23 protein-coding genes and 2 pseudogenes are annotated in these 22,576 nt (G+C 69.9%); 14 read left to right on the top strand and 11 right to left on the bottom strand.

Annotation, left to right across the window (positions count from 1 at the left end):
- Positions 1-227: 227 nt before the first annotated feature.
- The 5 genes and pseudogenes from ACWCQ1_RS32580 to ACWCQ1_RS32560 all read left to right on the top strand — a co-directional run bounded on the left by ACWCQ1_RS32580 (position 228) and on the right by ACWCQ1_RS32560 (position 4,585).
- Positions 228-1,328, top strand: coding sequence for an NAD(P)-dependent alcohol dehydrogenase (locus ACWCQ1_RS32580; RefSeq protein WP_451028003.1), 1,101 nt, complete (start codon positions 228-230; stop codon positions 1,326-1,328).
- Positions 1,329-1,522: 194 nt separating this feature from the next.
- Positions 1,523-3,220, top strand: coding sequence for a thiamine pyrophosphate-binding protein (locus ACWCQ1_RS32575; protein ID WP_451028002.1), 1,698 nt, complete (start codon positions 1,523-1,525; stop codon positions 3,218-3,220).
- Entirely contained in the window at positions 3,217-4,014 is a 798-nt protein-coding gene (locus tag ACWCQ1_RS32570; protein ID WP_133047054.1) for an SDR family oxidoreductase, read from the top strand. Before ACWCQ1_RS32575 ends, ACWCQ1_RS32570 begins: the two co-directional genes overlap by 4 nt.
- A 96-nt stretch (positions 4,015-4,110) precedes the next feature.
- Positions 4,111-4,362: pseudogene (locus ACWCQ1_RS32565) on the top strand (VOC family protein); the annotation flags it as partial.
- A gap of 43 nt (positions 4,363-4,405) precedes the next feature.
- Entirely contained in the window at positions 4,406-4,585 is a 180-nt protein-coding gene (locus ACWCQ1_RS32560) for a hypothetical protein (protein WP_451028005.1), read from the top strand.
- A gap of 63 nt (positions 4,586-4,648) precedes the next feature.
- Here ACWCQ1_RS32560 and ACWCQ1_RS32555 read toward each other — a convergent pair whose 3' ends face one another.
- From ACWCQ1_RS32555 to ACWCQ1_RS32520, 8 genes are all read right to left on the bottom strand, one after another.
- Entirely contained in the window at positions 4,649-5,587 is a 939-nt protein-coding gene (locus ACWCQ1_RS32555; protein WP_451028001.1) for a dioxygenase family protein, read from the bottom strand.
- 11 nt (positions 5,588-5,598) lie between these two features.
- Positions 5,599-6,666, bottom strand: coding sequence for a maleylacetate reductase (locus ACWCQ1_RS32550; protein WP_451028000.1), 1,068 nt, complete (start codon positions 6,664-6,666; stop codon positions 5,599-5,601).
- Positions 6,666-7,262 (bottom strand): nuclear transport factor 2 family protein, encoded by a 597-nt coding sequence (locus tag ACWCQ1_RS32545; RefSeq protein WP_451027999.1) that lies wholly within the window; start codon positions 7,260-7,262, stop codon positions 6,666-6,668. Before ACWCQ1_RS32545 ends, ACWCQ1_RS32550 begins: the two co-directional genes overlap by 1 nt.
- Positions 7,263-7,301: 39 nt before the next feature.
- On the bottom strand, positions 7,302-7,493 hold the full coding sequence (locus ACWCQ1_RS32540) for a hypothetical protein (RefSeq protein WP_358604162.1): 192 nt from the start codon (positions 7,491-7,493) through the stop codon (positions 7,302-7,304).
- Entirely contained in the window at positions 7,493-8,983 is a 1,491-nt protein-coding gene (locus ACWCQ1_RS32535) for an aldehyde dehydrogenase (RefSeq protein WP_358604159.1), read from the bottom strand. The genes ACWCQ1_RS32540 and ACWCQ1_RS32535 overlap by 1 nt, the downstream gene beginning before the upstream one ends.
- 142 nt (positions 8,984-9,125) lie before the next feature.
- Positions 9,126-9,539, bottom strand: coding sequence for a nuclear transport factor 2 family protein (locus tag ACWCQ1_RS32530; RefSeq protein WP_358604156.1), 414 nt, complete (start codon positions 9,537-9,539; stop codon positions 9,126-9,128).
- Complete coding sequence (locus tag ACWCQ1_RS32525; RefSeq protein ID WP_358604154.1) at positions 9,536-10,498, bottom strand: PDR/VanB family oxidoreductase; 963 nt, start codon at positions 10,496-10,498, stop codon at positions 9,536-9,538. The genes ACWCQ1_RS32530 and ACWCQ1_RS32525 overlap by 4 nt, the downstream gene beginning before the upstream one ends.
- 8 nt (positions 10,499-10,506) lie before the next feature.
- Positions 10,507-11,805 carry a Rieske 2Fe-2S domain-containing protein gene (locus tag ACWCQ1_RS32520; protein WP_451027998.1) on the bottom strand — a complete coding sequence of 433 codons (1,299 nt, stop codon included), beginning with the start codon at positions 11,803-11,805 and terminating at the stop codon, positions 10,507-10,509.
- 219 nt (positions 11,806-12,024) lie between these two features.
- On the opposite strand from ACWCQ1_RS32520, the gene ACWCQ1_RS32515 reads away from it, so the two are divergent.
- Together ACWCQ1_RS32515 and ACWCQ1_RS32510 are read left to right on the top strand one after the other, a co-directional pair.
- Complete coding sequence (locus ACWCQ1_RS32515) at positions 12,025-12,666, top strand: TetR/AcrR family transcriptional regulator (RefSeq protein ID WP_358604148.1); 642 nt, start codon at positions 12,025-12,027, stop codon at positions 12,664-12,666.
- 127 nt (positions 12,667-12,793) lie between these two features.
- Positions 12,794-13,216, top strand: a complete 423-nt coding sequence (locus ACWCQ1_RS32510) for a GlcG/HbpS family heme-binding protein (RefSeq protein ID WP_451027997.1) — start codon at positions 12,794-12,796, stop codon at positions 13,214-13,216.
- A 43-nt stretch (positions 13,217-13,259) separates the two neighbouring features.
- Here ACWCQ1_RS32510 and ACWCQ1_RS32505 read toward each other — a convergent pair whose 3' ends face one another.
- Complete coding sequence (locus ACWCQ1_RS32505; RefSeq protein WP_208776560.1) at positions 13,260-14,141, bottom strand: LysR family transcriptional regulator; 882 nt, start codon at positions 14,139-14,141, stop codon at positions 13,260-13,262.
- 71 nt (positions 14,142-14,212) lie between these two features.
- Here ACWCQ1_RS32505 and ACWCQ1_RS32500 point away from each other — a divergent pair, with 71 nt between their 5' ends.
- Genes ACWCQ1_RS32500 through ACWCQ1_RS32490 form a run of 3 tightly spaced genes read left to right on the top strand, consistent with a single transcriptional unit; the run spans position 14,213 to position 16,754 of the window.
- Entirely contained in the window at positions 14,213-15,418 is a 1,206-nt protein-coding gene (locus ACWCQ1_RS32500; protein WP_133047042.1) for a thiolase family protein, read from the top strand.
- On the top strand, positions 15,415-16,110 hold the full coding sequence (locus ACWCQ1_RS32495) for a 3-oxoacid CoA-transferase subunit A (RefSeq protein WP_208776562.1): 696 nt from the start codon (positions 15,415-15,417) through the stop codon (positions 16,108-16,110). The genes ACWCQ1_RS32500 and ACWCQ1_RS32495 overlap by 4 nt, the downstream gene beginning before the upstream one ends.
- The gene (locus ACWCQ1_RS32490) at positions 16,107-16,754 is read left to right on the top strand and encodes a 3-oxoacid CoA-transferase subunit B (protein ID WP_451027996.1); all 648 of its coding nucleotides are present in this window, start codon (positions 16,107-16,109) and stop codon (positions 16,752-16,754) included. The genes ACWCQ1_RS32495 and ACWCQ1_RS32490 overlap by 4 nt, the downstream gene beginning before the upstream one ends.
- An 86-nt stretch (positions 16,755-16,840) precedes the next feature.
- Here the strand turns inward: ACWCQ1_RS32490 and ACWCQ1_RS32485 are convergent, their stop codons facing one another.
- Positions 16,841-17,920: a lipocalin family protein gene (locus ACWCQ1_RS32485; protein ID WP_358604130.1), complete on the bottom strand. Its 1,080-nt coding sequence runs from the start codon at positions 17,918-17,920 to the stop codon at positions 16,841-16,843.
- Between the two features lie 379 nt (positions 17,921-18,299).
- On the opposite strand from ACWCQ1_RS32485, the gene ACWCQ1_RS32480 reads away from it, so the two are divergent.
- A complete protein-coding gene (locus ACWCQ1_RS32480; RefSeq protein WP_451027995.1) occupies positions 18,300-18,875 on the top strand; it encodes a TetR/AcrR family transcriptional regulator in 576 nt (191 codons plus the stop codon).
- Between the two features lie 330 nt (positions 18,876-19,205).
- Here ACWCQ1_RS32480 and ACWCQ1_RS32475 read toward each other — a convergent pair whose 3' ends face one another.
- Entirely contained in the window at positions 19,206-20,081 is an 876-nt protein-coding gene (locus tag ACWCQ1_RS32475; RefSeq protein ID WP_358604124.1) for a LysR family transcriptional regulator, read from the bottom strand.
- A 123-nt stretch (positions 20,082-20,204) separates the two neighbouring features.
- On the opposite strand from ACWCQ1_RS32475, the gene ACWCQ1_RS32470 reads away from it, so the two are divergent.
- From ACWCQ1_RS32470 to ACWCQ1_RS32460, 3 genes and pseudogenes are all read left to right on the top strand, one after another.
- Positions 20,205-21,200 (top strand): NADP-dependent oxidoreductase, encoded by a 996-nt coding sequence (locus ACWCQ1_RS32470; RefSeq protein WP_451027994.1) that lies wholly within the window; start codon positions 20,205-20,207, stop codon positions 21,198-21,200.
- 379 nt (positions 21,201-21,579) lie between these two features.
- Positions 21,580-22,122, top strand: coding sequence for a hypothetical protein (locus ACWCQ1_RS32465; protein ID WP_451027993.1), 543 nt, complete (start codon positions 21,580-21,582; stop codon positions 22,120-22,122).
- 241 nt (positions 22,123-22,363) lie between these two features.
- Positions 22,364-22,546 (top strand): annotated as a pseudogene (locus ACWCQ1_RS32460) (acetyl-CoA C-acyltransferase); the annotation flags it as partial.
- Positions 22,547-22,576 lie beyond the last annotated feature (30 nt).

Below are 22,576 nucleotides of genomic sequence, written 5' to 3'. Positions count from 1 at the left end.
CAGCAGTCTTACGCCAGCTCCACAGACCTGACATCCCGCCAGCCCGGCGGTAGGCCCGGCCAGCTTGGTCATCGCCGACCAGACGCCACACAAACCACCACTCACCTGCGGCTGGTTGGCGGTGAACGCCGATCCGCCCTGGCGGCGCATCGGCTTTCCGTGCCCTGCTCCGCAGGAGTCCGCTTCCTCCCCCGCCTGACGGCGGGGGTATCCACGGAGGAATCCCGATGAAGGTCATCGCGGCGGTGTCGCGCCACAGCCGGACCGTGCTCGAACTCGAACAGGTCGACCTCGAGGACCCGAGAGCGGACGAAGTCCTGGTGCGCATGGTGGCAACCGGCATCTGCCACACCGACATCAACGCGCACAACGGCCGTGGGGTGCCCGTTCCGCACCCGATCGTGCTGGGGCACGAGGGCGCGGGGGTCGTGGAGGCGGTCGGCGCCGGGGTGACCCGTCTCGTGCCCGGTGACCACGTCGTGCTGTCGGGCAACTCCTGCGGTGTGTGTACCCGTTGCCTCGACGCCCGGCCCACGTATTGCCGTGAGGCGATGCGGGTGGCCTTCGGCGGCGCGCGACTCGACGGCAGCTCACCGATCAGCCAGGCCGGTGACCGGGTCGCGGCGATGTTCTTCGGTCAGTCGTCCTTCGCCACGTACGCGCTGGCGCCCGCACGGAGCGCGGTCCTGCTGTCGAAGGACGTCCCGCTGCACCTGATGGGGCCGCTCGGCTGCGGTGTCATCACGGGGGCGGGCTCGGTCCTGGAGGCGTTGCGGCTCCGCCCGGGACAGTCGATCGCGGTGTTCGGCACCGGAGGTGTGGGGCTCGCCGCCGTCATGGCCGCCCGTCTGGCCGGTGCCCGGCGCATCGTCGCCGTGGACATGAACCGGCCGCGGCTGGAGCTGGCCACGGAGCTGGGTGCGACCGACACCGTGCCGGGCGGTGCCGGTGCCGAACAGGCGTTGCGAGACATCGAACCCGAGGGCTTCGACTTCGCGTACGTCACCGCGGACGTACCGTCCGTCTATGCGACCGCGACGACCTGCCTGGGGGTGGAAGGCACCCTGGGATATGTCGTGGCACCGGCGGGCGAATGGACTCCGGACACCGGTTTCCTGCTCGCCGGCGGTCGCAGGCTGCAGGGGATCATCGGAGGCTCAGCCAATCCCCACGTCCTGATACCCCAGTTCGTCGACTACTGGCGAGCGGGCCGGTTCCCGTTCGACCGGATGATCGAGGAGTTCCCCTTCAGCGACTTCGCCCATGCGTGGACGGAGACCGGTTCCGGGCGTGTGATCAAGGCCGTGCTCAGGATGCCCGAATCCTGACATTGCTTCCGCGAACAGTTCGGTCCGCGCGGTTCCGATCTTTCCCATGCCGGGCAAGGCGTTGACCGTCCAACGAACACATCCGTTGTCGTGACCCAGCTCCTGCTCAAGACTCCCGTACGGGCGGCCCGACTTCGGGCCTGGCCCCCAGCATGTGTCGAAGCCTTGCATCGCCCAGAGAGGCGGACCAACGAATGGCAACCGCAACCGGCAGCGCACTCGTCGTGCGAACCCTGCAGCGAGCCGGAGTCAATGTGGCCTTCGGCCTGCCCGGAGCGCACATCGACGGCATCCTCCAGGACGCCCTCGACGCCAAGCTGCGCGTCGTCGACGTACGGCACGAGATGAACGCCGGTCACGCCGCCGAGGGATACGCGCGGGTCACCGGGGAGCTGGGGGTCGCCGTCGTCACGGCGGGCGGTGGTTTCACCAACGTCCTGACCTCGGTCGCCAACGCCCATCTGGACCGCACCCCCGTCCTGTACATCGCGGGCTCCGGGCCCCTGGAGACGGACCAGATCAACGACCAGCAGGCCGGCTTCGACCAGGTCGCCATGGCGGCCCCGGTGACCAAGTTCGCACACCGCGTCACCCGCACCGAGCTGATCCCGCGCCTGGTCGCCCAGGCGATCCGTATCGCCCGGTCGGAACCCAGGGGCCCGGTGCTCCTGGACATTCCCTGGGACGTCCTGCGCCAGTCGGTGGACGTCGACGAAGTCGACGACTACCGCATCGAGGTCGACGGCACCGGCGTATCCCCGGCCGGTGCCGTCGACCGTATCCTCGAGGCGCTCAGCGCCGCCCGGCGCCCCATCGCGCTGGTCGGCAAGTCCTTCGTCACCGCCGAGGCGCGGGCCCGGCTGCACGAGTTCGCCGCCCGTACCGGAGTGCCCCTGTTCTCCGACTGGGAGGGCCTCGGGGCGATCGTCGGCTCCGAACGCCACGTCGGGCTCCTGCAGACCCTGGCCACCGTCCCCGAGGACGCGCGGCCCGACCTGGTCCTCATGCTGGGGCTGCGCTTCGGAATGGCCACACAGTTCGGCACGGGCCGACTGCTGCCGAAGGGTTCGCGCATCTTCCAGATCGACCCCGACGGCCGGGAACTCGGCAGGCTGCAGGATGTCGAACTCGGCATCCAGGCCGACCCGGTCGGCACGATCGGCCTGTTGAACGAGCGGCTGAGCGAGCGCGCCGCGCCCTCGGGGCGCGACGACTGGCTCGCGACCCTGCGGGACATCTCCGCCACCCGGCGCTCCGCCCTCGCCGCCGAGACCGAGCAGCACGAGGACGCCGCGATCCACCCGTACCTCGCGGTCCGTACGATCGCCGAGAGCGTCCCCGACCAGGCGACCGTCGTCGTCGACGGCGCCCTGACCGAGCTGTGGCTCTCCGAGACCATCGCGCTCGCGCCGCTGTCCCACTACCTCGGCCACGGATACCTCAGTTCCATGGGAAGCAACTTCGGCGTGGCGCTGGGAGCCCAGTACGCCGCCCCCGACAAGGCGACCATCCTCGTCACCGGCGACGGCGCCGTCGGCTACAGCCTCGCCGAGTTCGACTCCCTCGTCCGGGCGGGACTCCCGGTCGTCGTGATCGTGCTGAACAACCGGGCGTGGGGCGCCACCCTGCACACCCAGCAGTTCTTCTTCGGACAGGACCGCGTTACCAACAACCGCCTGGAGAACGGCTCCTACAGCGCGGTGGCACGCGCACTCGGCGCCGACGGCGTCGACGTCACCGAGCTCGACCAGCTGCGCCCGGCGATCGAGGCCGCTCTCGCGGCCCGCCGGCCGACCTGCATCGACGTACGAGTCAGCCTCGCGCCCATTCCTCCGGAGGAGCGCGTCCTCAATGGCGGAGCTCCCTTCGGTGGTATCGAGGTCGACGCATGAGCCGTGACCTGCCGGTCGTGGACCGGCGGCAGCGCTTCCTCGGCAAGACCTGCCTCGTCACCGGCGGCAGCAGAGGACTGGGCCTGGCCGCGGCACAGGCCTTCGCGCGTGAGGGCGCACGCGTGGTCATCATCGCGCGAGACCCGGACCAGCTGAAGATCGCGAGCGGCATCATCGGCGACGGCACGGTCACCGTCGCGGCCGACCTCTCCTCGGTGGTCGGCATCAAGGCCGCGATCGGCGAGGTCGCCGCACAGGTCGAGCGAGTGGACGCCGCCTACGTCAACGCCGGGCACGCCGGCATGAAGCGCCTCGACGACATGGACGAGGCCACCTGGGACAGGGTGTTCGACACCAACGTCAAGGGCTCGTTCTTCCTCATGCAGGCGCTCAGGCCCCTGCTGGCACCCGGCGCAGCCGTCGTCTTCTGCGGCTCGGCGGCCGGCCGCAGGGCCAGCGCGGGAACCGCCGCCTACGGAACCAGCAAGGCCGCACTGGAGCACCTGACGCGCATCCTCGCCGCCGAGGTCGTCGCCGACGGCATCCGCGTCAACATCGTCATCCCGGCCGGCATGAACACCGACATCGCCTCCCGCACGACGGGCCTCGCACCCGGGGGAGCCGACGCCTTCCGTGAGCGCCTCAGACTCAGCACCCCCATGCTCCGCGAAGGGGAGCCCGAGGAACTCGCCGACGCCGTGCTCTTCCTGGCCTCGTCCGAAGCCGCATACATCACCGGTTCGGCCCTCCTGGTGGACGGCGGCCTCACCAGCTTCCTCCGCCCGTCCGCCTAGGCCCCCGAGAGGACGACCACCGTGGAGTTCCCCTTCGGCCAGCCGACCGACGCCGTCATCCAGGTCGCCTACGCCGTCCCCGACCTGACCGCCGGAATGCGCTGGTGGACCGAACACCTCGGCGTCGGCCCCTGGTTCGTGAACCACAGGATCGGCGGCGAGGGCTCCACCTACCGTGGTGCGCCGGGCAGGGCCGAGTTCACCCTGGCGCTCGCCTTCTCGGGGCACATGATGATCGAGCTCCTCCAGACCCTCGACGACGAGCCGTCGATCTACAAGGACGCCTGTGAACGCCATGGTTACGGCTTCCACCACGTCGCCAAGATCGTGCCGGACGTCAGGGCGGAGGTCGAACGCCGTGAGGCGAGCGGGGCGATGGTGCGCTTTCACGATGTCGCACCGGGGGGGCGAGGTCTTCTTCCTGGACGGCGGCGAAGACGCCCCGGGGATGATCGAGCTGGTCCAGGACAACGACATCACCCGGCAGTTGTTCACCTCCGTCTGGCGGGCATCGGTCGACTGGGACGGGTCGCGCCCCGTCAGGGACTTCGCGGAGTTGCTGCCGGACTGACCATTCGGCCGAAAACGACGGAGGGGCGGTCCTACGGGACCGCCCCTCCACCGCGTGTCCGGGTCACACATCCGCAGGCGCGAGGACGATGTCGAAGCGGACCCGGCTCCACGTGCCGTCGATGACACGGCCGTCGGGCGTCGGGGTGCCCGCGGGCTGCCGCTCGAACCGTTTGATCAGTGAGTCCTTGACGCCGAAGACAGTGTCCTTGCGGCCGATCGGGTCACCCTCGGGGAAGATGTGGGTCACGAGGGTGCGCGCGCCCTCGTGGGACACCATGAAGTGGAGGTGCGCGGCACGAAGCGGCGAGCGGCCGACCGCGTCGAGCATCCTGCCGACCGGTCCGTCGTCGGGAATGGGGTACGGCGTCGGAGTGAGCGCCCAGAAGCGGTAGGCGCCGTCGGCTGCGGAGAACAGGTGCGCGCGGCCCGCGCGCTTGCCGGCGTCGTACTGCACGTCGTAGAGCCCGTCCTCGTCGGCCTCCCAGACCTCGATCCGCGCACCGGCGAGCGGCACGCCGTCCGTGTCGGTGACGGTGCCCTCGACCCAGCAGGGTTCGCCGGGTGCGCCGAAGGCGATGTCCTCGCCGAGTTCGACCGCGGGGGAGTCCTCGACGAAGAACGGACCGAAGACGGTGGCCTCGGTAGCGCCCTTGTACGCCTGGTTGTTGACGTTGATCGTCTGCATGCTCGCGCCGAGGGTGTCGGAGAGCAGGATGAACTCCTGCCGTACGTCGTCGGTGATGTGACCGGCCTTGGTGAGGAAGTTGATCGCCGCGCCCCATTCCTCCTCGGTCAGCCGGACTTCCCGGATGAAGGAATGCAGGTGTTTGACGAGAGCGACCATGAGTTCCTTGAGCCGTGCGTCCTCGCAGGCGTCGAAGGAGGCGATGACGTTGTCCGCCAGCCGCTGTTCGACCGCCTGCTGTTCCGGCGACACCTCGCGGTAGACCGTGCCGCGGGCAGCGGCCCGGACGGAGTCGGGGTTGACGTAGGTAGCCATGGCGGCCTCTTTCAGGTGATCGGTTCGCCGGCCCACGCCGCCTGCAGCAGCAGGGTCAGGTTCGCGTAGGTGACGGGGGTGGGGTTGTTGGCGGGGATCGCCTTGATGATCGGCCCCAGCGCCTTGGCGATGCCGGTCTCCGGCATGCCGTAGTCGCGCAGTGCCCTCGGCGCGCCCAGAAGTTCACGCAGGGCGGCCAGGCCGGCGCTCGCCGTGCGGGTTCCGCACTCCGCGCCGATGGCCTGGCCGATGCGCGCTTCCGCCTCAGGGGCGTGCGGGGCGTTGAAGGCCAGAACGTAGGGGAGCACGACCGCGTGGGTCTGGGCGTGGGGGAGATCGAACATGCCACCCAGGACATGGCAGATCTTGTGATGCATGCCGGAGCCGGCCGAGGCGAACGCGACAGCCGCCAGATAGGCGCCGTACAGGGTCTGTTCGATGCCCGCGACGCTCGTCGCGTCCTTCGCCACCTTCGGCAGGCCGGCCGCCAGTGCGCGGATGCCCTCCTGGGCCAGCGCCCGGTCGATGGGGTCTGCGCGCGGCCCCCACATCGAGTCCACGCAGTGGGCCATGGCGTTCAGGCCGCTGGCCACGGTCATGTCGCCGGGCAGAGTGGTCAGCAGAGCGGCGTCGTAGACGACCGACGCGGGCAGCACCCTGTCGTCCACGCCGGTGGTCTTGGTCTCGCCCTCGGTCAGGCCCCACACGTTGGTCGCCTCGGACCCCGCGTACGTGGTGGGCACCGCGACGATCGGCAGTCCGGTGGTCATCGCCACCGCCTTGGCCAGACCCGTGGTCGAGCCGCCGCCGACGCTGACCAGGATGTCGGCGCCCGCGTCGGCCGCGGCTCGACGGGCCCGCTCCGCGACGTCGACCGGTACGTGCATCACGACTTCCTCATGACGCAGCACGACCGGGATCTCCTTGGCGATCGGGTCGGCCAGTTCCTTCTCGCGGTCCGAAGCGATCAGCATGACCTTCGTGCCGCCGAGTGCCTCGACCTCCGCCGCCACGGCGGCAGGCGATCCCCCGGCCGCGAACACGACCCGCTGGGGAAGGGTCTCGTGGGTGAATCGCATCAGGCTTCCGTCAGCCACTGTCTGCCTTCCGAGTAGAGCTGCTCGACCGCTTGGCCGGTGAGGCCGGGGAGTCCTTGTTTCACCGTGAAACCCGCCTTCGTCTGCAGGTAGGCCAGGTGCCGGTAGCCGGTCGGGAACCGGTTCAGCAGGTCGGGGTCAAGGGTGAGTGAGGCGGCGGGGTCGACGACGTCGAGCCGGTCCTTCTCGTAGATCGGCTGCCGGCGTACGAGGGTCCAGCGGCCCTCGTGGCGGGCGAGGAAGTCGTAGAAGCGGCCCGTGCAGACGACGTCGACCTCGACGCCGTCGACGCTCGCGCGCTGGTTGATGGTCATCTTCGTCTGGGCGACGGCCCGGTCTCCGACGATGTCCGCGGTGTGGCCGCCGAGGAAGTGGAGGATGCTGACGCCGTTGTCGAAGCCCTCGCGGCTGGCCTTGATGAAGTCGGCGGCGCTGCCCTGGAACCAGGTGGCGCTCATCCAGCCGTCGCGCGGGTGCCAGACCGTGGCGAAGCGGTCCCAGTCCCCGGCGTCGCGCCACAGCGCCCAGTTCTCGACGAGCTGCCGGATCTCGTTTCGATCGTCGTCGCCCTGCGACATGTTGACTCCTTGAAAGGGGCGGAGGGTACGCGGATCTCGTCAGAGAGTCCGGAAGAACTCCTCCAGTTCCCGGTCGAGCTGTCGGGAGGCTTCTGTCTCCCGGGCGTCCGCCAGCCATGCCGCTCCCACCGCGGGGCTGAAAGCCGCGGCGAGGAACCACAGCCGGGGGAGCGGGGACCGACGCAGGGGCGCACGCCGTGTCGCGTGCGCCTCGCGCTCTCGACGCATCATCAGATGGGGTAGTGGCGGGATCCGGACTGGATGGTGATCCAGCGTAGTTCCGTGAACTCCTCGAGCGCGGCGCGGGAGCCGAATCGGCCCCAGCCGCTGGCGCCGACCCCGCCGAAGGGCATCTGGGGTTCGTCGTGCACGGTGGCACCGTTGATGTGGCAGATACCGGACTTGATCCGGCGGGCCACGTCGAGCGCCGCGGCGGCGTCCTTGCCGAAGACGGCGGCGGAGAGGCCGTATTCGGTGTCGTTGGCGACCGCGACGGCCTCGTCGGTCGAGTCCACCTCGATGATCGAGACGACCGGGCCGAAGGACTCCTCGTGGTAGATGCGCATGTCCGAGGTGACACCGCGCACCACGGTGGGCTTCACGAACAGGCCGTCGGCCGTACCCCCGGTCAGGATCTGCGCGCCCTTGTCCCGGGCGTCCTCGATCAGCGCGATGACGTGGTCCCGGGCGGCCGTGTGGACCAGGGGGCCGATCTGGGAGCCGGGGTCGCTCGGGGGCCCGACGACCAGCTTGGCGGCGCGCTCGGCCAGCCGGGCGGACAAATCGTCCGCCAACGCCCTGTTGACGATGACCCGTTCCGTCGACATGCAGATCTCGCCCTGGTTCATGAAGGCCCCGAAGCTCGCCGCCGCGGCGGCCTCCTCCAGATCGGCGTCGGGAAGCACCAGGAAGGGAGCCTTGCCGCCGAGTTCGAGGACCACCCGGGTCAGGTGGCGGCCGCCGAGTTCGCCGATGATGCGGCCGACCCTGCTGGAGCCCGTGAAGTTCACGCGGGTGACGGCCGGGTGGGCGATCAGGGCCTCGACGACGGCCGGACCGTCCTCGGGTGCGTTGCTGATGAGGTTGACCGCTCCGGCGGGTACTCCGGCGTCGTGCAGCACCTGGACGATGGCGGCCTGGGTGAGCGGGGTCTGCTCGGAGGACTTCAGCACCACGGTGTTGCCCCACACCAGCGGCCACACGATGGCGCGTACGCCGAGGATCAGTGGGGCGTTCCAGGGTGCGATGCCGACGACGACACCGACCGGCTGGCGTACACCGAGGGCGGTGAGGCCGGGCACGTCCGAGGGGATGACCTCGCCGACGGCCGCGTAGGCCTGGGCCGCCGCCTCCACGAGCATGCCCTTTGCCACGTGCACGTTGAAGCCGCACCACGGAAGCGTGGCACCCATCTCGCGGCTCATCGTGGCGACGATGTCGTCGGTGCGTTCGCCGAGCAGGACGGCCGCTCGCTCCAGGACCGCCCGCCGGGCGGCCGGCGGGAGCCCCGACCACTCGTCGAGAGCGGCCGACGCGGCGTTCACCGCGAGGTCGACATCCTCGACGGAGGCCGCGGCGACCCGGGCGATCGGTTCGCCGGTCAGCGCCTCGGTCGTCTCGAAGTAGCGGCCGTCCCGGGCCGCGACGCGCTCGCCCGCGATGAGGAGGTCGCTGGTCCGGACCGCGCCGGACGTGGGTGTCTCGATCTCAGTGGCTGACATGTGTTGCCCCATCTCCACGACAGCGGCGCCATCGCCGCTCGAACCTGCATGTCGAACTCTCGGCGGTCGGCGTCCCGCCCTGAACCCTCTTGTCCGTTCATCGAACAGCGGCGTGGGACCAGGGCGGACGGCGGCCGGGGTGTCAGACCGGCGGCAGACGCTTGGCCTGGTGCATGTGCGCGAGCCGCCAGCCCTCGGCGGTCTCCTCCCACACGCGCGTCACCGCCTCCTGGACCGGGAACGGCGGAAGGTTCTCGTCGAAGACGATGTGCATCTCCTGCAGGCACGTGGTGATCGCGGTGTTGCCGCGCACCGTGATGCTGAGTTCCTCGGCCTTCGCGAAGACGTGGCGGCGGCGGGTCCAGGTGAAATGGGCGAAGGTCCTGCCGTCGTCGATCTTTCCGACCGGGCCGTGGACCGCCCGGCTGTCGTCGAGCATGAGGGCGGTCATCGCCTCCTCGCCCTCGGTGAGCGCCACGAGCCAGGCGGCCTCCGCCTCTTCGATCGCCCGTACGGTGGCGGCGACTGTGGCGGCTGTGGCGGACGTCGTCGTCATAGATCAAGCTCCAGAATCGGTGAGTGTGCTCGCGAGGAGCACGTCGTGAACAGGCCGTCGGCGCGTTCGCGGTCGGTCAGGATGTCGTCGCGGTGGTCGGGTTCGCCGGCGAGGACGCGCACGATGCACTCGCCGCAGATCCCCTGCTGGCAGGAGTACGGGGCGTCGACGCCGCTTGCGAGCAGGACGTCGAGGACGCTCTCGCCCTCCTTGATCTCGTATTCGCCGCCGGACTTGGCGAGCCGCACCGTGAACGCGCCGCCGCCGGCGGGCGAGCCGGTGTCCTGCGCGGGGGCGAAACGCTCCTTGTGGATCGCTTCGGCGGGCCATCCCGCTCCCTGGGCGGCGGAGATCACGAAGTCCATGAATCCTCCGGGCCCGCAGACGTAGATCGCCGTGTCGGGGGAGGGCGGGCCGAGGTCGCCGGCGACGGTGAACCGCTGCTCGTCCGGACCGTCGTCGAAGTGCAGCCGGACACGGTGGTTGTGCTCCAGCTCGTCGAGGAACGCCGACTCCGCCCGGCTGCGCGCACAGTAGTGCAACTCGTAGTCCGCGCCGCCGGCTTCGAGCGCGTGCGCCATGGCGAGCAGGGGGGTGACGCCGATGCCGCCGGCCACCAGCAGATGGCGGCTTGCCTCGCCGGACACGCCGAACCGGTTGCGCGGACGGGAGATCCGCAGCCGGTCGCCCTCGCGGAGCCGGTGCATCCCGAGGGAGCCGCCGCGTGACGCCGTCTCGGCCAGCACGGCCAGCCGGTAGCGGGTGCGGTCGTGCGGCGGGCCGCACAGGGAGTACTGGCGGACCAGCCTCGCGGCGCCGTCCACGAGTACGTCGACATGGGCGCCGGCGGCGAACTCCGGGAGGTCGGCGCCGGCGGGACTGACCAGGTCGAGCACCACGATCCGGGCGGTCGCGTCGTGCCGGGCGACCACGATGGTGTCGAGCCACTCGTCGCTCATGCCGCCGCTCAGTTCACAGCGGTGGCGGAGGCGTCGGCGTTCTCGCTCGCGGGACGCCTGCCGAGGGTGAACAGACCGGACTGGGTGTGGTGGACCTCCGACGCGTCGCGGATGACGTTGATGGGATCACGCCCGGCCTCGACGTCGTCGGCCATCGTCAGAAGCATCCGGCGCAGCATGACGACGCCGCGGTCTCCGGTGGCCAGGGTCTCCTCGGAGTCCAGGGTGATGGCGCCCTGCGAGCCCTGGGCCTCCGCGTCGCCGGGGAACCTCTGGCGTTCCTCGTCGGTCAGTTCGTGGTTCTGCTTGCCGTTCTGGGTGATGCCGATGACGAAGCGGACCATGCGCTCGGGGTCGTTGGTGCGGATGGAGAAGAAGAGGCGGTGGCTGGTGTCGTCGGAGGGCACGACCCACAGCAACTGGTCCGGCCGTATGTCGGGAGCCATCTTCACGAAGTCCGCCAGGCCGAAGACATTGGGAAGGTGTTGCTCGACGGCGAAGCCGTACTCGGTGACCTCGCCGTCCTCGCCCTCGACCTCGAAGCGCTGGGTGTACTTCACGCCGTGGTCGGTGCGTTCGTAGGTCAGGCGGTCGGCGATGGTGGCCGGGTCGAAGAAGTTCTCGGGGTAGCCGAAGGTGCCGGTGCCCAGCATCTGGTAGCCGCTGTGGGTGGAGTGCAGCCAGGTGACGTGGGTGGGGTCGGCGGAGTTCTCGTAGATGTTGAGCCAGCTGAAGTCGGCCGGCATGCCGGTGACCGCGGCGTGCGGGACCGGCCAGCTGGCGAAGTACCTCTCGTCCTCGGCGGGGTTCTCCAAGGCGTCGTAGCGGGGGAGTTCGGGCTTGAGTTCGGGCGGGCCCATGTAGACGAAGACCAGGCCGTAGCGCTCCGCGACGGGGTACCAGGGCTGCCGGGCGGCGTCGCGCCTGCGCCCGAGGGCCGGCTCGCAGGCCTGCTCGACGCAGCGGCCCTGGACGTCGAACTTCCAGCCGTGGTAGCAGCAGCGGATGCCGTCGTCCTCGACGCGGCCGTAGAAGAGGCTGGCGCCGCGGTGGGTGCAGCGCTCGATCACGACACCGGGGTTGCCGTGTCCGTCGCGGAAGACGACGAGGTCCTCGCCGAGGACGCGGGTCTTGTGCGGCAGGGCGCCGGCGACGAGCGTCTCGGAGCTGGCGATGGGGTGCCAGTAGCGGCGCAGGGCCTCGCCCATGGGCGTACCGGGCCCGACCTGGCGGAGGCGGGCGTTGTAGGAGGGTTTCGGGCGGCCGTAGCCGGTGCCGGTGTCGGTCTGTGGTGCGGTGGTGGTCATCGTGCTGTCTCCCGTGCGGCTCGGGGGCACAGCCGGTGGCCCGTGCAGGGCGTTGTGGGGGGACCTGCGAGGGCTCCGTCGTGTGCGACCCTCAAACTGATAAGTAGATTCACATTCGCATTTTCCTTCCTCGGGCGTCAAGAGGAAGTTCTGCCGCGGTCTTGACGGGGAGGTTGTGCGGTGGCCGAAGTGGATGTCGGCTCCGTATACGGTGGGCGGGTGACTACCGAACCGTCGCTCGATCTTCCGCAGCCACAGCAGGCGCGCAGTCGGCGGACCCAGCAGCGGATCCTGGAAGCCGGCACGGCCCTTCTCGAGGAGGGCGGCACCGAAGCGCTCACCATCGCGGCCGTCGCCGCTCGGGCGGGCGTCTCCGTGGGCAGTGTGTACCGCCGTTTCGGCGGCAAGGACCGGCTGATCGCGGGTCTCCAGCACGCCATGATCGAGGAGTTCCGCGCCGACATCATCCGCCGGTTCGCTCCGCTGCGCAGCGATGCGGCCACGATGGTCACCTCGGCGGTCGCCGGGCTCACCGAGACGTTCGAGGCGCACGCGCGTCTGATGCGCGTCTTCGTCATCGCGAGCACCACGGATCCCGCGGTGGCCCGGGCGGGATCCGCGGCCAGCATCGACGCCGGCCAGGTCTTCCGGCGGTTCCTGGAGCCGCTCGTGCCGATGATCGATGCGCCGGAGCCCGAGTTGCGGCTCGATGTCGCCTTCCGCCTGGTGTACGCGGCGTGCATGAACCGTGTGCTGCACGGCGAACGCTTCGAGTCCGAGCGGCCGCTGACATGGCGCCAGCTCACCGACGAACTGGGCGACGCCCTCTGCCTGTACCTGCTCGGTGCGCCGCCGAAGTGATCCGCTGGGTGGATCTCCCGATGCGAATGTGATTCCATCTTCACATTCGCACCCGGTGGCGGCACCCGGCCCGAGCCACGGGTGACGGCCGGTCGACCGCTCGGTCGACGAGGGAAGGAACCGCTCCATGCGAGAGCCGCTCAGCTACGAGATCGCCCACGGTGCCGCGCTTGCCGCTCTGGAAGCGGGAAGAGCCGGCGGGCACAAGGTGTGCGCCGTCGTGGTCAACCGCAGTGGCGTCACGAAGGTCCTGCTCAGTGACGACGGCGTCGGTCTTCTCGGGGTGGAGACCGCGCGACGCAAGGCCTACACCTCCGCCGTCAGCGGTGTCCCGACGGCCACATTCGCCGCCTTCGCCGCGTCCCCTCAGATGCGGGTGGCGCCTCCCCACCTGGTCGACTCCAACCTGCTGCCGGTGGCCGGCGGCGTGCCGCTCGTGACGGCCGACGGGGAGGTCATCGGCGCCATCGGGGTGGGCGGCGCGGACGACACCACGGACGACCGGATCGCGAACCAGGCGCGCGACGCGGTCGCGAAGATCGTGGCGTAGGGCTCCTGCCCGGAAATCCGCCGGCGCCCCGGGCCCCTCTTTCTCAGGCCGCCGTCCGGATGACTCCCACGGTGCGCACCAGGTGCGGCTCGGAGCGGTCGGCACGGTGGGCGACGGCCAGCTCCACACGTGCGTCGGCCCCGGTCAGCGGCACGTAGGCGACACCGTCGAGCGCCAGCGCGGTCACCGGTTCCGGCACGACGGCGACGCCGAGGCCACCGGCCACGAGCGTGACCAGCGTCGAGGTCTCACCGACCTCATGGCGCAGATGCGGCTCGACACCGGCGTCCCGCAGGAGGCCCAGCACGACGTCGTACATCACGGACCGGCGGTCGGCGGAGTGCACGATCAGGTCGGCGCCGGCGAGGTCCGTGACGCGCAGGCGTTTCCGGCGCGCGAGGGGGTGCTCGACCGGTACGGCCACCACCAGCCGGTCCCTGCGCAGGGTGTGCACGGTGAGGGAGAGGTCGGCCGCCGGCGGACGCAGCAGCGCGACGTCGATCGCGCCGGTGCGCAGCGCCTCGACCTGGTCGGGTGCGAGCATCTCGCCGCGGAAGGAGAAGTCGACACCGGGCAGTTCCTCCGTGAGCCGGCGCGAGAGCGCGGGCAGGAGGCTGTACGTCGCCGAGCCCACGCAGCCGATCGCGAGGTGCCCGACCGAGCCCGCGGCGACGAGGCGCGCGTGCTGGGCGGCCTCGTCGACATCGGCCAGGATGCCGCGTGCCCGCTGGAGATAGGCCCGGCCGGCCTCGGTCAGGTCGACGCGGCGCGTGGTGCGGTGCAGCAGCTCCACGCCGAGCTCGGCCTCCAGCTGCCGGATCTGCTGGGACAGCGGGGGCTGCGCCATGTGGAGACGCTCGGCGGCACGGCCGAAGTGCCGTTCCTCGGCCACCGCCACGAAGTACCGGAGATGACGCAGATCCATATCTCACTCATATCAATCGGCTTGGATATGCGTACTTCAGAATATCGCGGCCCGGGACTAGCGTCACTGACATGAGCGCTTTCATCTATGCCGCGACCCGGACGCCGTTCGGCCGCTTCAACGGCGCGCTGGCCGGCGTCCGCCCGGACGACCTCGCCGCCGCCGCGATCACCTCGACGCTCGCCAGGGTGCCCGGTCTCGACCCCGCCGCGATCGGCGACGTGGTGTGGGGCAACGCCAACGGCGCGGGGGAGGAGAACCGCAACGTCGGACGCATGGCCGCGCTGCTCGCCGGCCTTCCGGTGAGCGTGCCCGGCACCACGGTCAACCGGCTGTGCGGGTCGAGCCTCGACGCGGCGATGACCGCCAGCCGCACCATCGAGTCCGGCGATGCCGAGGTGGTGCTCACCGGGGGCGTGGAGTCGATGACGCGCGCACCCTGGGTGCTGCCCAAGTCGGCGAAACCGTTCCCGGCGGGCGACGTCACCGCTGTCTCGACCACCCTCGGCTGGCGGCTGGTCAACCCGCGGATGCCGAAGGAGTGGACGGTCAGCCTCGGCGAATCCAACGAGCAACTCCGCGAACGCTTCGGGATCTCCCGGGAGCGCCAGGACGAGTTCGCCGCCCGCTCCCACCAACTCGCCCACGCCGCTTGGGAGTCGGGCTTCTACGACGACCTGGTGGCACCGGTCGACGGCGTCGACCTCACGCGCGACGAGGGCATCCGGCCCGGATCCACACCGCAGGTGCTCGCGGGCCTCAAGCCGGTCTTCCGCACACCGGAGCAGGGCGGCACCATCACCGCGGGCAACGCCAGCCCGCTCAACGACGGCGCGTCCGCGGTGCTGCTGGGCAGCGAGAAGGCCGCCGCCGCGATCGGCGCCGACCCCGTCGCCCGTATCGCCGGGCGTGGTGTGATGGCGCTGGAGCCGCAGTCCTTCGGCTACGCCCCGGTCGAGGCCGCCAACCGTGCGCTGGCCCGCGCCGGGATCGGCTGGGACCAGGTGGGCGCGGTCGAGCTGAACGAGGCCTTCGCGGTGCAGTCGCTCGCCTGCCTGGACGCGTGGAAGATCGACCCCGCCATCGTCAACCAGAAGGGCGGAGCCATCGCGATCGGCCACCCGCTGGGCGCCTCGGGCGGCCGCATCCTCGCCACGCTGGCCAAGGTGCTGCGCGAGACACGGCAGCGCTACGGCGTCGCCGCGATCTGCATCGGAGTCGGCCAGGGCCTGGCCGTCGTACTGGAGAACTGCGCTGCCACGGAGGCGGCCCAGTGAGCCGGGCGGAGCTGGTCGACAACGCCGACGCGGCGGTCGCCGGGATCGAGGACGGGTCCACCGTCCTGGTCGGCGGCTTCGGGCTGGCCGGCATGCCGTTCGACCTGATCGACGCGCTCATCCGCCAGGGCGCCAAGGACCTCACCATCGTGTCCAACAACGCCGGCAACGGCGACGTCGGCCTGGCCGCGCTGCTGGCCGCGGGCCGGGTGCGCAAGGTGCTCTGCTCCTTTCCGCGCCAGGCTGACTCCTGGGTCTTCGACGACCTCTACCGAGCGGGGAAGATCGAACTGGAGGTCGTCCCGCAGGGCAACCTCGCCGAGCGGATGCGCGCGGCCGGTGCCGGCATCGGCGCCTTCTACTGCCCGACCGCGGTCGGCACGCCCCTGGCCGAGGGCAAGGAAGTACGGGAGATCGACGGCCGCACGTACCTGCTGGAGTACCCGATCAAGGGCGACTACGCGCTGATCGGCGCACATGTCGCGGACACCCTGGGCAACCTCGTCTACCGCAAGACCGCTCGCAACTTCGGACCCGTCATGGCCACGGCGGCCACGACGACCATCGTCCAGGTCGAACAGGTCGTCGAGCCAGGCGCGCTCGACCCCGAAGCCGTCGTCACCCCGTCCATCTACGTCGACCGGATCGTCCAGGTGACGGCCCGTCACTACACCGTCCAGGGGGCACGATGACCACCACGACCATCGACCACCGCCTCTCCATGGACGAACTGGCCGCCGTCATCGCACGCGACATCCCGGCCGGTTCCTTCGTCAACCTCGGCATCGGACAGCCCACCAAGATCGCCGATCATCTGCCCGCCGACTCCGGGGTGGTGCTGCACACCGAGAACGGCATGCTCAACATGGGCCCCAAGGCCGAGGGCGACGCGGTCGACCCCGACCTCACCAACGCCGGCAAGGTCCCGGTCACCGAACTGCCGGGCGCGGCCTACTTCCACCACGCCGACTCCTTCGCCATGATGCGCGGCGGACACCTCGACGTCTGCGTCCTCGGCGCCTACCAGGTCGCCTTCAACGGCGACCTCGCCAACTGGCACACCGGCAAACCCGACGACATCCCCGCCGTCGGCGGCGCCATGGACCTCGCCATCGGCGCCAAGGACGTCTACGTGATGATGACCCTCTTCACCCGCTCCGGCGAGACCAAACTCGTACCGCAATGCACCTACCCCCTCACCGGCGTCGGCTGCGTCAGCCGCGTCTACACCGACCACGGCGTCTTCGACGTCGGCACCGAGGGCGTACGGATCAGGGAGACGTACGGCATTGGCGCCGACGAACTCGCGGAGCGATGCGGCATCACGCTCCCTTAGGCTCCCCGCACAGCCGTGCCATCTGGCGATGGCCTCGGCGCCACCCTCCCCCCGGGAGGCGGCGCCGAGGCCATCGACGCATCGCGTTACTTGCCGCCGGCGATCTCGATGTAGGTGTTGCCGGTGACCGGGCGGTGGCCGTAGGAGCCGGTGACGGCGGCGCTGCCTTCGTAGCCGGGTCCGGGCACCAGCAGTTCCTGGTTCTTGGCGTAGACGGTGACGTTCAACTTGGCGTGCTCGCCGGGGATGCTGACCTTCCAGCGCGTGGGGTAGCTCCTGCCGCTGGTCGGGCTGGTCCAGCGGGTGGACTCGTCCGGCGTGAGGGTCGCCTCCGCGACGGTCTGCGTGCCGTCGGGCTTCACGATGGTGGCGAAGTTGTTCGTCCTGTCGCCGTACTTCTGGTTCCAGACGCTGACCTCGTCGCCGTTGGACAGGTTGAGGTTCATCCAGGACCAGGACGCGGTGCCGGTGGTGAGGTCGGGCAGAGGGCCCCACTGGCGGTCCAGCCAGGACTGCCCGCGGAGCTTGTCCGTGCGGCCGTTGAGGGTCAGGGTGCCGGAGGTGTCCACCGTGGGCAGGGCGTATTCGTAGTTGGCGTACTTCGCGTCACCGAACATGGGGAAGTAGCCCGTGCCCAGGTTGTAGAGGACGCTTCCGCGGGGGCGCAGTGTGACGTCGATGGTTCCCTCGGGAACCTTGGCGCGCAGCTTCATCTCCGTGGCGTCGCCGGTCCAAGTGATGTTGTCGGTGTGGATGTCCACGCCCCGCTTGTCGGACAGGCCCTTCCCGGACGGGAGGGGGATCTCCGACCGCGTGTACCAGCCGGTGTCCTCGTTGACCACGGACACCTTCGAGATGGCGCCTGCCTGCTTACCGATGCTGGAGTTCAGGTAGTGGACCAGGAAGCCGTACCGGTGGCCCCCGGCGGTCACGTGTGCGGTCACATACCAGGACTGGTTGGGCTGGCCGGGGTCGAAGGTGAGATTCGCGGCGGGGTCGACGAGGACCGGGACGCTCGTCTTGGACAGCCCCTTCGGGGAGGCGGTGGGGTGCGCCGGGGCCGAGCCGGCGGTCGTCGCCGTGGCCGTTCCTCCCGAAGCGAGGGTGAGTGAGGCGATGAGCGCGGCGGCGATGCCGGCGGCACCGAGGGTGGCAGTCTTGCGCATGATGACTCCTTGTTCGGCTTCCCTGCGCTGCTGCATCCAGGTAGCGTACGAAACTGTTTCGTACTCTTCCGTGACGCACTGATGGGTGGGTAGAGACTGTGGCGGGTGTTCCGCCCGGACGGTGGGGTGCAGAGGGCTGGGTTCGGAAGTGTCGTACGTTCGGCCTTCCGGAAGAAATCCTACACCCGTAGGATTATCTCTTGGTCGTTCGGTGTCAAGCAGGGAACGGGCGCCAAGATCGCGATGGCTACGCTGGTTCGACCGACGGGCGGACGCCCGTGCAACCGTCTGAGGAGGACGTTTGGTGGACAAGCCGAGTACTGCCCGGCGCCCTGGCCGCCCCAGGGCGGATTCCACCGCCGTGCCCGGGGAACGGGACGTGCTGCTACGGGGCCTGGAGGCTTTCGCGACCCTCGGGTACGACCGGGCGTCGGCGCGGGAGCTCGCACGTCGTCTGGGGGTCGGGCCCACGTTTATCAACGACCGTTACGGTTCCAAGGCGGCCTACTGGCGTGCGGTGGTGGACGCCGCGCTCGGCGCTCAGCTCGCGGGCATGGCGCAGCCAGTTCCGGGGAGCGCCGATGAGGACGTGGTTCGGCAGTTCGTCATGGAGTTCTACCGGGTCAGCATCGACGAGCCGTACCTCGCCATGCTGATAGCGGATGAGTCGACACGAGACACCGAGCGGCTGGATTACCTCTACGAGCGGTACATCGAGCCGCAGCTGGCCCTCGTCGTGCCCAGTATCGAGAGGTTGATGGCGGCCGGGCGCATGGCACGGGTCCCGATGGACATCGTGTTCTTCGCCATCATCGCTCCCGTATCGGGGCTGGTGCAGGAACCCCTCGCCCGGCGCCTGGGCAGCCCGGAACACATGCAGCAGGCGGACCGCCTCGCGAGGGCGGAGGCCCTGGCCGGCCTGGTCGTGGAGGGGCTGCTGGCGACACGAGGGTGAACCGGCCTGGAAGCCGCCCGACTTGACCTGTCGTTCAGCACCGCCCCAGGGATACTTCGTCTCCGCGCAGGACTCACTGCCGATGTACTCGATCTGGAAGTGGGGTGCGGAGGAACCATCAGCAGGAATGGCTGACCCGGCTCGCCGCCAGTGAGGCGATCGTTTGCTCCGGCCTGACGCGCCCGACCATGGCAACAGCAACCCGTTGCACCGTCTGCTCATGGCACGGACAGTTCCTGTCGAGCGGTGGCGAGCCTGCGGCGAGCCGGCGGAACTCTGCCCGGACGCCTTGGTGGACCTGGCGCCCTGGTCATGCCCGACTTCGTCCGGTCAGGCGGCCGGGGCGGTGAGGACGGCCTCGGCAGCCAGCCGGAGATTCCGGATCATCGGATTCGGGTCGCCCTTGCGGCTGGCCAGGACGACCTGGCTGGGGGGAGCGCCCTCGACCGGGACGGTGACGAGGTCGGGACGCAGTGAGCTGCGCCGGTCGCCGACCGGTAGCACGGCGATCGCCTCGCCGCTCGCGACGAGTTCGAGCTTGTCCTCGTAGCTCTCGATCGGCCGTACGCCGGCCCCGAGGATCCGGTAGGAAGTCCAGCCCGAGGTCTCGAACGCGCACGGTGCCGCCTCTTCGTCGGCCAGTTCTTCCGCGGTCACCGACGGGCGGTCGGCCCAGGGATGGCCGCGCGGGACCACCAGCATCCGGGGCTCCTCATACAGCGGGGTGGTGACCACGTCGTCGTCGGCGAGCGGCAGCGGGGACCGCGCGATCAGGGCGTCGACGCGCTTGTCCGACAGTGCCCCCACCTCGCGGCAACTCAGATGCCGGGTGGCGATCTCGGCGTCCGGGTGACGGCGGCGCAGTTCTCGTACGGCGGCAGTGATCACCAGGTCTTCGACGTAGCCGATGGTGATGCGGTCGGTCCGGGTTTGTTCACGCACGGCCAACTCGGCCTCGCGGGCGGCGTGCAGCAGGGCCTGGGCCCGGGGGAGGAACGTCTGGCCGGCCGGAGTGAGCCGGGTGCCCTGGGGGGTGCGGTCCAGCAGGCGTGTGCCGAGATGCTTCTCGAGCCGTTGGATCTGGCGGCTCAGCGCCGGTTGGGCAACGTGCAGTTCGGCGGCGGCCCGGCCGAAGTGCTGGTGTGCCGCGACCACGGTGAAGTAGCGCACCAGGCGCAGTTCCAGGTCCTGTCCGAGATCGTTCACTCGTCCCAGGGTACGCGTCATGCCGTTTCGGAATGATCGGGTTGCCGAACCGGTCTTGGACGTCCGTGCCGTCCCGAGCCTTGACTGAAGGAGCAACGTTTCCCGGAGAAAGCGACAGGCGCGATGAAGGCGATCCAGTTCCATGAGGCGGGCGGGCCGGAAGTTCTGCGGTACGACGAGGTGCCGGTTCCCGAGATCGGGCCGGGCGAGGTGCTCGTCCGGGTGCACGCGGTGGGCATCAACCCACCGGACTGGTACCTGCGCGAGGGGATGAAGGTCATGCCGGCCGAGATGAGGCCGGCGCTCGAATTCCCCCTGATCCCGGGAACGGACATGTCGGGCGTGGTCGAGGCGGTCGCTGCGGACGTGGCGGGGTTCGCCGTCGGTGACGAGGTCTTCGGCATGCTGAGGTTCCCCGGATTCGACGGCCGGACGTACGCCGAATACGTGGCCTCGCCGGCTTCGCACCTGGCGCACAAGCCGGCCGGCATCGACCACGTACAGGCGGCCGGGGCGCCGATGGCCGTGCTGACGGCCTGGCAGTACCTCGTTGATCTCGGCCACGACGTGCCGTCTCCCTTCACCGGCAAGGTGCACCAGCCGGTGCCCATCACGCCCGGGATGACCGTGCTGGTCAACGGGGCCGCCGGTGGAGTGGGCCATTTCGCCGTACAGCTGGCGAAGTGGAATGGCGCACATGTCATCGCGGTGGCCTCGGGCCGGCACGAGCAGTTCCTGCGCAAGCTCGGCGCCGATGAGTTCATCGACTACACCACGACGCGGGCCGCGGACGTGGTCAGCGGCGTCGACCTGGTCGTCGACACCGTCGGTGGCCCGGACAGCTCACGCTTCCTGACCGTGCTCAAGCGCGGCGGCACCATGCTTCCGGTGTTCTTCGCCGAGTACGACCCGGAAGTGACGGCGCGTCTGGGCATCACCGTCTCCAACATTCAGGTGCGTTCCAACGGCCCCCAACTCGCCGAGATCGGACGCCTCTTCGACGAGGGCAAGCTGCAGGTCGGGGTGGACAGCACCTACCCGCTGGCCGAGGCGGGCCGCGCACACACGCGGGCTGCGCAGGGCCACATCCAAGGCAAGATCGTGCTGACGGTGGTTTAGCTGTATTCGGGCGGGAGGTTGGTGACACACCTGCTGCCAATTGTTGATCATGAGTGGACCTCCGGGCGTGGTGGAGATTGCCGTCTTCACTCAGCTCGGAGGTCCTGGCGACTCAGGGCATGCTCATCGCTGGGTAAACCGCCTCCAGGCTCAGGGATGGCGGCGACCGCACGACTCCGTCCTTGAGGCCCGCCGGGCCTGCGCCGGGACCCGAGCACCTCTCTGAGGCCACCCAGGTCTTTGCCTGAACGGTGAGCCGGATCTGCGCTGCCACCCATGCCGCCCCTGGCGGCCTTGACCCGCTGACCGGGCGGGTGGTCCGCCCGGTGCACACCGCACCGCACGCTGCGAGTAGCACCAGCCCGGCGGCCTGGTCCACGTGGACGTCAAGAAGCTCGGAAGGATCCTCGATAGCGACGGCCAGCGGGCCCACGACCGCCGCGAGGACGTCCGCGGCCGCTGCATCGGCTACGAATGCGTGCACGCGGCCGTCGACGACCGCTCCCGCCGGGCCGCCGAGATCCTGGCCGATGAAAAGGGCACCACCCGCACGGCCTTCCTCACCCGCGCGGCCGAGTTCTTCACCCGCATCGAGCGCGTGATAGCCGACAACGCCAGGAACCACCGCACCTCCGCCCCATCCTGCGCCGCGGCCGGGGTGGTCTTGGGGCGCCCTGCGTCGGGTCCATCGAACCCGGCCAACCGCGCCTTCGCCGACCCGCCACAGCTCATGAGCGATGTCCGTGGCCCCGCCCGCGGGCGAACTCCATGGGTTTGCGGGATCGAGTGCTGGATCCCCGCCGCGAGGCCGGCGATTCGTGGCCCGTCGCGATGGTGGGCTCGGCGTTCTTCCGGGTGTTCCTTCCCGAAGAGGTGGGCACACGGTAGGACGTTCGAAACGAAACGTCTAGTTCTCTTCTGATGTAACGAGCAGGGTGTCGTCGTGTATCCGGAACCCTCCTCCAGCGTTACATCTACGCGATGTACGAGGTCTTCCGGTCGGCCCCTTTGAGGTCTATGGTCGACGCGAAACGGACCGTTTAGCAAGCGGTCCCGTCCCTGCTTGTGTCCTTGTCCCCAGCACACGCTCGGCGGTCCAAGGCGACTTGGCGTCCCGGGATGCCCGGGTCGCCATTGCATCCCCTCCCTCCGCCGCGAAAGGGCTCACTCACATGCCTGAGGCCGTCGTCGCCGCTGTCCGCGCTTACGCCCGAGAACTCGGCATCCCCTTCGAGAGGCTCAACGTGCACGGCGGAGCGATCGCCCTCGGCCACCCCTTCGGTATGACCGGGGCCCGCCTCGGCGGCGGCCAGGGCATGGCCCTCGTCCTGGAGCGCCTCGGCTAGTCAGCAAGCCGTACTCCGTACGTCCGCGAG

It is taken from the genome of Streptomyces sp. NPDC002144 (assembly GCF_053593695.1).
Note: the sequence above shows the minus strand (reverse complement) of the source record. Positions and strands in the feature narration are given on the sequence as shown.